At 51.4% G+C, this 11,639-nt stretch carries 9 protein-coding genes; 4 read left to right on the top strand and 5 right to left on the bottom strand.

What is annotated here, in order from left to right; all coding sequences use genetic code 11:
• The 5 genes from Q0628_RS09025 to Q0628_RS09005 all read right to left on the bottom strand — a co-directional run.
• A partial coding sequence (locus Q0628_RS09025) for a hypothetical protein (protein ID WP_298770282.1) occupies positions 1 to 4,952 on the bottom strand: 4,952 nt, incomplete at its 3' end.
• Positions 4,953 to 4,960: 8 nt separating this feature from the next.
• Positions 4,961 to 6,382 carry a type II secretion system protein gene (locus Q0628_RS09020; RefSeq protein ID WP_298770279.1) on the bottom strand — a complete coding sequence of 474 codons (1,422 nt, stop codon included), beginning with the start codon at positions 6,380 to 6,382 and terminating at the stop codon, positions 4,961 to 4,963.
• The gene (locus tag Q0628_RS09015) at positions 6,379 to 6,906 is read right to left on the bottom strand and encodes a type II secretion system protein (RefSeq protein WP_298770277.1); all 528 of its coding nucleotides are present in this window, start codon (positions 6,904 to 6,906) and stop codon (positions 6,379 to 6,381) included. The genes Q0628_RS09020 and Q0628_RS09015 overlap by 4 nt, the downstream gene beginning before the upstream one ends.
• Positions 6,907 to 6,925: 19 nt before the next feature.
• Positions 6,926 to 7,489, bottom strand: coding sequence for a Tfp pilus assembly protein FimT/FimU (locus tag Q0628_RS09010; protein ID WP_298770275.1), 564 nt, complete (start codon positions 7,487 to 7,489; stop codon positions 6,926 to 6,928).
• A 118-nt stretch (positions 7,490 to 7,607) separates the two neighbouring features.
• On the bottom strand, positions 7,608 to 8,072 hold the full coding sequence (locus Q0628_RS09005) for a site-specific integrase (RefSeq protein ID WP_298770284.1): 465 nt from the start codon (positions 8,070 to 8,072) through the stop codon (positions 7,608 to 7,610).
• Between the two features lie 1,002 nt (positions 8,073 to 9,074).
• Here Q0628_RS09005 and Q0628_RS09000 point away from each other — a divergent pair.
• The 4 genes from Q0628_RS09000 to Q0628_RS08985 form a co-directional block, all read left to right on the top strand.
• Positions 9,075 to 9,410, top strand: a complete 336-nt coding sequence (locus tag Q0628_RS09000) for a hypothetical protein (RefSeq protein WP_298770273.1) — start codon at positions 9,075 to 9,077, stop codon at positions 9,408 to 9,410.
• A 113-nt stretch (positions 9,411 to 9,523) separates the two neighbouring features.
• Positions 9,524 to 9,958: a type II secretion system protein gene (locus tag Q0628_RS08995; RefSeq protein ID WP_298770271.1), complete on the top strand. Its 435-nt coding sequence runs from the start codon at positions 9,524 to 9,526 to the stop codon at positions 9,956 to 9,958.
• The gene (locus Q0628_RS08990; protein ID WP_298770269.1) at positions 9,955 to 11,346 is read left to right on the top strand and encodes a type II secretion system protein J; all 1,392 of its coding nucleotides are present in this window, start codon (positions 9,955 to 9,957) and stop codon (positions 11,344 to 11,346) included. Before Q0628_RS08995 ends, Q0628_RS08990 begins: the two co-directional genes overlap by 4 nt.
• An 8-nt stretch (positions 11,347 to 11,354) precedes the next feature.
• Positions 11,355 to 11,639, top strand: a 285-nt coding sequence (locus Q0628_RS08985) for a hypothetical protein (RefSeq protein ID WP_298770267.1), incomplete at its 3' end; no start/stop codon positions are given.

Here is an 11,639-nt window from a genome sequence, read left to right as displayed (position 1 = left end):
TCGAACCAGGCAGAGAATCCGACCCAGGGTTTCGCGGCGGTATTCACGGGAACGATTCCTGCCGGATAGGCGGCCTTGAACGAACAGTTTATGGTGGGATAGGTATCCCAGCAGGAAGCGTTGTAGGTCTCGCTCCTCCAACCGATACCGTATATCTTGAAATTCTGGTCGGACAGGGCGTAGCCGACATACTCGTTCGGAAGATCGCCCGTATTGGTCACGCCCGAAATTTCGCCATCGGAAAGCTTGATTTCCGCAGAATAAGGTTCCTCGGCCCATGCGCTGGAATAGATTTCCACGGTAAGCACGTCGTAGCTTTCGCCGACCTTTTTCTCAATCGTTGCCGACAAGGTCACGAGGTGGTTCCGTTCTGGCGAGTAGGAACTTCCGTTCCGCTTAAGCACCACGTCTTCGGAGCAAGAAGAACCTCCGTTAACGCAGAGCCGTGCCTTGAGTACGCCGTCGGACGCGATAAACACGTTCAGCATCAGGTACGAATCCACTTCGGAATTGGAGCGTAGGATAAAGCCGGATTTCTTTACGGTGGCCTTAGCCTCGTCCCCTGCGCTCACACCTTCATGCGGCGGCTGGAACAGCGCCTTCAGCGTGCCATAAAGGCCAGCCTGCACAGAACTCATGATAATGGCCTGTTTCTTCTCGGATTCCTTCTTGCCACGGGTGGCGCTGGACTTAAGCGCAATGCGAGCGTCGGCTGAAGAGTAGTCGATATCTTCCCACGATGCGGTCGACCTTTCTACAAGGCGCCACTTTGCATTCGGGAACGAAGACGTCACCTGGTTGGTCGGGCACTTGTTGCCGTCGTTTTCGCAGTAGTCGATGCAGTAGTTCGTGGAATTCTCTTCGCACTGAACTGTTCCGCGATTAAGCTTGACCGTACCGCCGCTCTCACGGGCGTCCTTGAACTCGTCAAAGAAGCAGTGCTTGTCCTGTTCGCCAAAATGCGCATACACAATGTTTCCGTCACCCGTTATGGTGATTAGGTACGAATTGCCCGTGAACGGTTCATCGCTAAAGCAGTCCGGGCCACTTTCGCATTTCCAGTAGTTGAAGTCCTTCGGGTTCTCCGGATCCAATGTGAGCGTCACCGTGGAATTGCGATAGACAAGCACATCGCACGAGGTGTTTTCCGGGTCCTTGAAATTCGAATAGGAACAATTGGATTTACGTTCAGTGCCGTTTTCGTCCTTCACCTCAATCTTGATGACGGGGTTACCGGAAATTTCTCCACCGGTTTCGAAGCCCGCATGGAAAGTCATGGGTTTCGCCTTCAGCGATGCGTACAGATAGTATGTCTCGTTGACTGTTAACGGAGCCGGAATAGACTGCGGAACAATGATCGTTTCGCATCCTTCGATGGAACTCGCGGCATCCAGCGACACGTTTCCGGATATGGCACAGTTCCAAGTGTTATTTGTCGCCTCGACGGAGCAGGAATTGCCCTTGGCCGAAACCCATTCCTCGGCAGTGGCGCAATCGGGCCGTTCAATCGCCTTGCGGTATTCCCCGCCGGGCGAACACTGGCCATCACCGGAGCCGTCACCGCTACAGTAGGCTTCGAGACCTCGGCGTTCAATTCTCGCCGTATTCGCGTTGTAGATCACTTCGGGCGAACCCGGATTGCATTCTCCCGCGTCAATGACATTCAAGATAATGGATCCGTCTTCGGAGCTCTTGTTCGTGACATTCAGCACCGACAACGACCCTTCCGACGTGACCGTGGCCGTATAGACGCCAGGTGTTTCCGGAACCGGAGTCGCATTGCCTTCGACATGTTTCACTTCCCATTCTTCGCCATGTTCCGAAACGGAGAATTTCACAAGGCAGCTCTGGGGCGTTCCCGAAGTAGTGTTGGTCAGCACCAAAGATGCAACCGTGGAGGCCCCGATGTTCACTTCCTTGATCGGCTCCGCAAAGGACGCCACCGGAATGCTTCCGCCTTCGCCACGGACAACTACCCAGAACGGCACCCTCATCCTAGCAGACGAAGTTCCGCCGGATTGCGCCGACACTAGCGAGCCTTCGGCATTGCAGGTATAGGTCCCTTCTTCGAGCAGGTCTCCCGCCTCAACATTCGTCAGCTTTCCCGTTGTCGGGATACCGCTACACGTGACACTGGGATTCGTTACGCTCTTTGTCGTATTCAAGGGCACAATGTTATAGTAATTCGAGAGCTTACCCTTGGCATCCTTGGTCAAGTAGACGATACGCGGAAGAACGATGAAGGACGGGTTCACATCCTGGGCATGTTCGACATTCGTCGCTTCCTTGTTCTTGTACTGCGATTCTACGGTCACCGAAAGCTGCGGGGCGACACCGATGTAGTAGGAATCGTACCCACCGTCGCCATGTTCTATCGTCGGGTCGCTAGACGACGAAGATGTAGGAGTGTTAGCTCCACCGCACGATGTAGCCTTCGCGTCGCAAAGGACGCCGTTCTTCTGAAGGTCGGTCACAAGCGCTTCGTTGTATTCCATCTTGCGCGCCTTGAAATTCTGAACCTTCGCGCAGTTTTCCGCCTTGGCATAAATGGAACCGCTAAGAACGGAATTATTGAACATGAAGCCCGCATCGCCACTACCGCTGGCGACATCCTGGTCGGTAAAGATGAAGTAATTGTACTTTCCACTTTCAACAGCCGGCTGCACCGTGCTTTCTCCGCCCTCGGGCAGATACAGGAACACGTACGAGCCCTCCGTCGTAGGCGGCAGGGACTGTTGCCCAAGCTTATTCGTGACAATGATGATAAACTTGCCATTCAATGCGGTTGTGGGGTCCGCCTTTCCAGTATGAGTTACCTTCACGACCTGGTAGCCGTTATAGAGATTTTCCTTGGCGATAGCATCGGTCTTGGTGTTGTTCGTATAGCATGTATTCAGCTTGCTACTCAAGTCATTGTTCCAGGTGGTGACATCGGCACATCCCTTGTTCGCATACTTTTCAAACTTGTCGTATGCCGTTTTCAGCAAGTCGTCCACCTTGTACGAGGCGCCATCGCAACCGGGCCTATGGGGGCCCAGTTTTTCAAGACAGTAGTCCTTGACCGATTCTGCGCATTCGAACGGCTTTTCTGCCGGGAAAATCCTAGAAACCGTACCATCGCTAGAGAACCAGGGGGCAACACCGCATTCGGGAGTGAAGTTCTTTCCACCCATCTTCTTGCAATAGGGAGACCCCTTGATTTTTCCTCCACTATAATTCAGGAAACGGTAATAATTCGAGCCCTCTAAATCGGGATGCGCACCATCATCCTGGGTATGGTAAGAGCTGGTATATGTCGTATTCGCACTCTTCCCACCCGGTCCCGTCGGGAAGTTCACAAAGAATGCATGAATGTCCTTGGTCCAAAATTCGTCGTGATACGGTCCGTATTCGACATCGTTGATTCCGGCGGGTAAGCTATAGATATAATATTCCTTAGGCTTGTCCGCCGGGTGAGCGTCTTTTTTAAGATAAGGATAAAGAGTTTCATCGGACCAGTACGAAGGGGTCACACAATTTGTACCACTACACGATTGAATGAAATTCAGTTTTGTCACGCCCTTTTTCTCGTCTCTCATGGCCTTGTAGTCGGTCAACGAATGAGAATTCTTGATGTACACTTCGGAACTAGGACTCATTCCGAGACGAAGGCGTTCGTAAGCGGCCCAGTTATCGTCATCTGCATTTAAATCCAAATCGCCCGAACAATATTGGACTACATATTTAGTATTGTGATCCCCAGAGGTACTATTGCCCGTGCAAGGGACATCCGTATCTTCCAACTCATAATCGTTGTACTGCCAACACCCCCATCCCCATGAGACTTTACAAGTTCTCTTATATTTGTTACAGGTACAGTTGTTTCCAGACATGGTACCCTTCCAGAAACTGATGTTATTGGGCATTCCAACATTTCCGGGCATCCATACGTTCCCCTCGACCTTGAAGGTCTTGTCCAAAGTCGGAAGGAATATAAATCCGGTCTCTCCCAGACACAGATTTCCCGTAACAGACATATTGTATCCCTGAAGATTCGTCGTCCAGGTTCCATTCAGCGACAAGTTCTTGGGGAAAACCTGATTCTTTGTCGCCTGCACCAAGTTTCCATTGATATAGACATTTCCCGCCAGGTTGTAATCGCCTGAAGTTCCCGAATACCCATTTTTCGCTTCCGATGCTGAAGGCCAGCCAAAATTTCTTGCATCACCTTCAATATAGAAGTCATTGCCAAATACACCGTTCTTGGCCTCCAAACTACCGCCCACGCAAGCCGTTCCATCGGCTCCCACCGAGTTACCGCTAATTTCGACGTTTCCGGTAACGATCAAATCCGTTTCCGTGTAGACAGGGTTCGATCCAAACAAATCGCCATTGACCAGCATCGACTTTGCGCCAATGTGTCCCTGAGCCTGCGTCGATCCGCCAAAGTAGTTAAACTCGAACTTTATCGTGTCGGCAGCCTCCTCTACCGGCAACCTGACCTGATACAAACCATTGACGTTCAGAATGGCGACTTCGCTATGCTTGACCTGCTTGTCGCGCGCATAACCCACCGACGCAAGCTTCAGCTTGTACGTAGGATTGTCGGGACTCGCGCTCACGCCAACCAAGTACACGTCGTAGCTCTGCCCTGCGCGGACAAACGCGGCAAGACGTTCATTCAGCTTTATCGGGACGTTGCCGCCATCCTTGTACTGCTTGATCAGTGCGCCAGTCTCGTTGGCGTTGTAGGTCATCCAGCCCCGAGCACTCTCAATACCGGCCACGGCGCTCTGGTAGGCCTCACGTTGCAGCATGCGGTCCTTGCTGGAACCGCTTTCGGTCGTAAGCCACTTGTAGGTGGCCGTCGCCGCGATGGTGGCAACGAGCATGAACATAAGGACGGTGAACAGGGACACACCGCCTTTCATGCGACTAACGTGCATCGTCGTATTTTTCTCGTTCAAAATCATAAGGTCTCCTAGTCGGTCAGCCCGTTGCTCGGCACGGGCACTACGAGCGTCGCTTCGCCCGATTCACCCTTCTTCAGGTCCTGCCCGCCGCGCTTGATTTTCAAGCGTAGCTGGAACGCCTTCACATTTTTCTTGTCGATCTTCTTGACATAGGTCAGCGTCGGGTCAAACTTGTACATGGAACTTGCCACCTTGATCAGTTTCAAGTCCGAAATTGAGACGGTTCCACTCGCTGCCGTCGGACTGAATGTCGAGAACGTAAACGCCATGCAGGCGTTCTTCACCGTATCCGGCACGGAAAAGCGCATCGTGCGCTTGTAGCCGTTTGCCTGATTTACCGACGGCGGATAGAAAATGTGGTCGGGCAAATTGTCTATCTTGTCGCCATCCGCATTCCTGAATCCCACCGCCATGTGATCCTTCCCGGGAATGAAAGTCTTCGCATTTTCCTCATCGTCTTCCGGGATGCTGACACCGAACGACAACTCGTATTCCTGTCCCGGCACAAAGTCGAAATGGTTCTGCGACTTGGCGCACAGAGTCTTCCAATCACCCAGCGCATCGGATTTTTCGGAAACATAGACCTCGTTATATTTTTTCACCGAGGGAACATCGTCGCTATTCTCGTCAAAGTTCGGGGCGAATCCGGTCAACGATACACTTGTTCCGGGTTCGCCAATCCGGCCGAGCGGCATCAGGTTCGCCACGCCCACTCGGCTAGAAAGCCGGAACTCCCCGCTCCCCGACGGCGGCGGGAACATCTGGAATTCATTGACGGCTCCCGCTCCGGAAACATCCTCGCTCACACTCGGAATGGAAGGCAGCACACGGAACAGCTTGACACCGTTCGTGATACTCACGGTGAACTTCGGCAAATCTTCTTCGCTAGTCGTCTCCGGGGCGCACAGGCTATCACGGGCAGCAGTCTTTGTATGCACGTCGCGGCACGTGCGCTTGAGAACCCCGTCTTCCAGGAACCAAGTGACTTCTTCTACCCCCTCGTACTTACCTAGGTTATCGGCATCAGAACCATACCGCACGCGACGGAAAATGAACTTTTCGAGACTCGAGTCGGGATCGGGATTAGGGGTTTCCGGTTCAAACTCGAACGAAGAATAGTCGTCATTCACGGGATCGACGTACACGTTCTGATAGACCGCACTGAATTCGTCATTCAGGGGATTGCTTGCGCTACCGCCAACAGCATGGTTTTCCAGCGAGCTCTTCGCGCCCATCGAAGTCACGTCATCCTTGAACATCGTCGCGATGTTTTCCGCTTCGCGAGACGCCTCGATCATGTTTCCCGTACGTATACGGGACTTGGCAGAATCCGAGTACGCCCTTCCAGCAACGAGCACGATGATTCCGAGAATTCCCATGTAGACCGTCAGCTCCATCAGGGTGAAGCCGCTGCATTTATTCCTTCTCATCGGATCACCCCCGAAACCTTGATGGACTGTTTTGAGCCCTTAAACCACCAGTTGACCGTCACGTCCACGCGTTTCGCGTACACATGCTCCGCACCCGCTTCCCCCAGCAGCAGCGACGACGACTTGGCCATGTAATCCGCATCGGGCGAAACGACCACGTCGGCCTCGTACTCGACCTTCATCGAGTCCGGGGAAAGTCCGAACTGGACATCCCACTTGCGTTCGGCCGTAATCTTCATCGGCTCCATGCTGCCCGTTACCGGGTCTATTCCCAGCGCCTGGTCCGACAGGCTCGCAAGCCCTAGCGAACTGAGCGAATCGATAATGTTCTGAGCGACCTCGGTCGCGCCGTCACGGCCGCGTATGCGCAGAAGCGCCTCGTGGTTGCCCTTCTGCAAGTTCAGAAGCGCCATATACAGGAACCCGAGCACAACTGAGGAAACAAGGACTTCCATGATGCCAAAACCGGCCTTCCTAGCGGAACGCCCCCTGCCACTATTAAACTTTGCGAACAGACCAACCATACACACCTACTCAGAAAAACTATAGTCCCTTGAACTTCTCGCCACCGACGCTCCAGAGCGACTTGATGGAGCTTATTGTCGGTTCCTTGAGGGCGAGCGCGTATGTTCCGCTTCCTCCCTTTATACACACGGCACCCTTGCGCGGAGTCGCCAGAAGCTGCCCGAAACGCGGCGCGAACTCGCAACCATCTTTCCACCAGTCATCTAGATCCAACGCGCTAAGGGTAGGATCGACGCTCTCGCAGCTGTCCAACGCGACAAACTTATTCGGAGATTCAATAATCAGCGAATCAATCGCAGATCCGAGACTTCCCGGGGTACATTCCGACTGGTAGACGAGCATCTTGTGTTCATTGTTGCCGGGGGCCTTCATGAGGCACAGAGTTTCCGAGGTCCTATTGGCCTCGTGCGAAACACGTTCCAGAAAATTAGCCGTATTGGTCGAAGCGTCCTTGGCACGAGCATTGGATACAGCACTCTGAAAGCCTACGACACCCATGGAAGAAAGCACTCCCATGGCAGTCACGACCACCAGGACTTCGGACAGTGAATAGCCGCTTTTTTTTCTATTCTTTCTCAACATGGGAGCAACATCCGTTTTACCGAATTACCAGGAACCACACTGAGACTAAAATAGCTTGTAAGTCCGAAGCCCCGTAAATCAAGGGACTTCGGCACGAGTGTGCATTTTTTGAGCCATGTTAGGAATCCGTGTCAACCCACTTGATCAAATCGTCTTGCAACACATGGGTATAAACATCTAGCGTCATGGCGCTGGAGCTGTGCCTCATCAAGCGCATTGCTATAGCTACGGGACACCCCCGTGCGGCTAGATTTGTTGCAAAACTATGCCTAAATTTGTGGTTTGACGCCCAGCCCTCGATTTGTAGCTTTTGGCACACCTTGCACAACGCGCGTATGGAACGTTGCTTGCTAATGTGCAGGCCGTCCCCCAAAGGACCGAATCTGGAAATTTCGTCTGCAAGTCTTTTACCTATAGGCAAAACGGCGAATTTGTCCCCTTTCCCTATAACGTAAATGGCGTTGTCGTGAATATTGGAATCCTTGAGATTCGTCGCCTCGTTGATCCTCAGTCCTGCGTAAGCCATAAAAGCCCATAACATACGCATAGCCCGGTCAGGAGCAGCCTCCACTATTTGACGCATTTCTTCGCTGCTCCAGGAATCTCTTGCCGGACGAACCGTTTTTCTGTATTCGATGAGCTTAAAAGGCTGAATTCTGTCAATTTTATTGTGTTTGTAAATCCAGTTGAGAAAAATGCCACAGACTCGGCAGCGTTGCCGTGCCGATTTCCCAAAAAGTTCCGAGTAATAATCCTGGGCCTCGTCAACACCGAATTTTAGGATATCGGAAATTTCCTTTTTTTTGCACCAGTCCGAAAAATGCCGAAGAATTCTATAATATAGTTTTGAACTCTCGGCTTTTAGCGAGGGGCGGGCGACAAACTTCTCTATTAGAGGATCCATAAATATGGATGTCGGGGTTTCCCATGGAAGGGCGAACCGGAGGACTAAAAGTCGCTGAAGACATTGCTGAGCGACCGTTTTTTGAGTTGTTCCTAGAGATCGGTAGCTAATATAACCATGGTCGTTCTCTCGCAAGTACCAGGTTTTTATGCCTCTGGACTTGTGGCGTTGGACGATAGACAGGCGGAGCCATGGGTCCTTCGGACATTTCCATGGTGTGCACGAACTAGTCATTGCAAAAAGAATCCTCTACATTACGGGTTTTACGGCGACATTTAAGGTTCCGCCGAAAACTAGTTTTTAGTTTTTTTCCTAAAATGGGCAGAAATATCGGGATTCTTTACATAAAATGTAAAAAATTATCGCATTTTTGGCTATATTTGCCTGATTTCGGGCGTTTCTTAAATTTTTTGAAACATTTAGAGAAAAAAAAGCTATTTTAGTTTCAAGGAAGTGTCGGGTTTTATAAGGGATCGCGCAATGCAGAACGCAAAACGCAAATTGTCGGGCTATTCACTGTCCGAAGTATTGGTTGTAATGACAGCCATGGGAGTACTCTCTTCCATGGGGGTTGTGGGTTTTCAGCGTTTAGTCTCTTACACACGAACAAAAGACGCCGCTCTTAACACGGCTAACTTTTTGGAGCACATAGCGCATGAGGCAAACAGAACTTCAGAAACAATGTGTATCGTGAAAGCCCCTGGAGACAACCGCAAGATTCTCGTTTACCAATCAGACGGAACCCCCGGATGTCACGGGACCCTTGCTGAAACACTAACCCTTGACCCGCCAAATGAGTTTGTTGACATGAGCGCTTGCGGTTTGGATAATACCGACGATTGGCTTAGTGGCAACAAAGGAGAATTCGTTCCGCATTTCGGTCTTTCTGCAGCCCCTCGCGAAGGCGGTGTGTGCATCAAGGGTGGCGGCGGGACATTTGGCCTTGCTATCAAGGAAAAGACCGTCAACGCAATCAAGCCGCGTTGGAAATCTGGAGATGAATGGCAGAATCTATAGGCTTCTCGTACAGGTGTGTTATGGTATGTTTGTTAACAAAACAGAAAGGTTTTCTTCGTAGCCCTAGTAGAAAGGCCGGTTTCGGCATTATGGAGGTTCTTATAGCGGCTGTTGTGCTTGGCTTTCTTTACACAGCCGTTCTCAACCTACAGAAAGGCAATCACGAGGCGCTACTACGCATACGCGGCCGTGACGGGGCAACCGAGGTCGCCCAGAACATCATCGATTCGCTTAGCTCGCTCGGCATCGCAAGCCTTTCCGATGCAGCCCTCGGCACCGACGAAGAAGGCAACCTGAATCCGATTATCATCAACAATATTGAACGCAAGTGGGATGGGCAACCCGGTTCCAGCACCACTACAATGAGCGTCAACTATAACGCCAAGGTGTTTGTCTCGCCAGATGCCGACTACACGGCCAAATCGTCCTCGCTATTACTTGGCGATGCTGGCACGGAGCATGTATTCGCAAAACGCGTAGATGTAAAGGTCAGTTGGCTTTTTAAAGGTTCAGAACAATCCATCACAGTATCGGGGGTGATCCGATGAAAAAGAATAAATGCAGCGGCTTCACCCTGATGGAGCTGACAGTATACATGGGGATTCTCGGAATCATCGTGATCGTGGCCGGAAGAGCGTTCTCGGATTCCGCCAAGTTCCGCGTACGTACAGGGAACATGCTCGAGGCGTCGCGCGAGGCTGAAAACATCGCGACGTTATTCAAGGACGATGTATCGCAAATGGGAGCGAAAAGCTCGATGGAAAACCATGTCAACAACGGCGACAACGACGAGTTCAGCGAAGTCTATCAAGATGTATACATGGATCCAAATAACGCCGATGCCACGAAAAAAGATTTTTCATCATTCAAATTCGTTCCTGAGAACCCTGATACCGACCCGGACAAGAGCCTTGAACAATTTGTCATGCGGCGCATTCGATACGATGCAGACGGCAAGTACCAGGCTGTAGAAGAGATCACATGGTTCCTAGAAGACAATGTGCTCAAGCGTAGCTGCATCGTAGTGAAGGGCGATGCCAACGAAATGTGCGCTCCCATCGGAACAACCAAGGATGGAATGGCCGACTACACGATTAGCATTACGGACGGGGTGAAGCTGTTTCGGGTTTTGCCCGCTATTCCTAGCGTGAGCGAAGAAAACTCAGATGACGTTCTGGCAAGTGAAGTCCTTGTATTCCCCAAAAGTTCCGGCGGAATACGCCTTTCCAGCCGAGTCGGTGTAGCTAACCTAATGCCTCTCCTGATCGGGGACCCAGGATCAAGCGTATCGCTGACTGGATTCGCCTCGAATTTTGACGAGAACAGCGACGAAGTTCCTTCGATAAAGAATTACAACGAAGTCTATGTCTCCCAAAACTCCGATGTCAATGGCGACTGGAAAACTCTATGCGCATCGGAGGTCAACCATTTCTCTCTAGACCCGAAACAGGAATACGAGCTGTCATTCGGCGTTGCTATACCTGACGGGGACTTAGAAAAAGCGAAAACATTCGTTCCCGAAAAAGACCACATGGCTGTCGGTTTCAGAAATGCTGACGGCGATAAATTCGAAGATGTTCCTGACCATATTTTCTATCCACCCTCGACATCCGAGGTGAACGGAGTTAGACGGACAATACGTTTCTCCGTGACCCATGCCGTGAACGACGCCTGCCTCGCGTTCACGTTCTCGATGTTCAGCCCGACAGCGGCAAACGGTACCATCGAAATTTCAGACCTGAAACTGATCAAGGTGGCAAGTTCCATGTACACTTTTGATCCGTCAGTGACCAGCGTCAAGACAATTGACAAGAAAAATGTAAAGGCATTCCAGCTACGCTTGAAAATCAAGCGTGGCGGGCAAGATATAGAAAAAGGCGAATCAGGCGAAGCAACGCTTGTGATACCCGTGCCAAGCAACGGGCTAACCGACTAGGAGACCTTATGATTTTGAACAAGAGAAATATGACGACGCGCATTTGGCGCATGAAAGACGGTGTGTCCCTGTTCACCGTTCTTATGTTCATGCTCGTTGCCACGATTGCGGCAACAGCCACCTACAAGTGGATTACGACCGAAAGTAGTTCCAGTACCGACCGCATGATTCAGCGCGAAGCCTACCAGAGCGCCCTAGCCGGCATCGAAAGCGCACGGGGCTGGATGACCTACAACGCCAACGAGACCGGTGCGCTGATTAAGCAGTACAAAGACGGAAACAACGCTCCGATA

This window comes from uncultured Fibrobacter sp., assembly GCF_937877005.1.
GTDB lineage: Bacteria > Fibrobacterota > Fibrobacteria > Fibrobacterales > Fibrobacteraceae > Fibrobacter.
The sequence above is the reverse complement of the archived record's forward strand: the minus strand, read 5'-3'. Positions and strand labels throughout refer to the sequence as shown.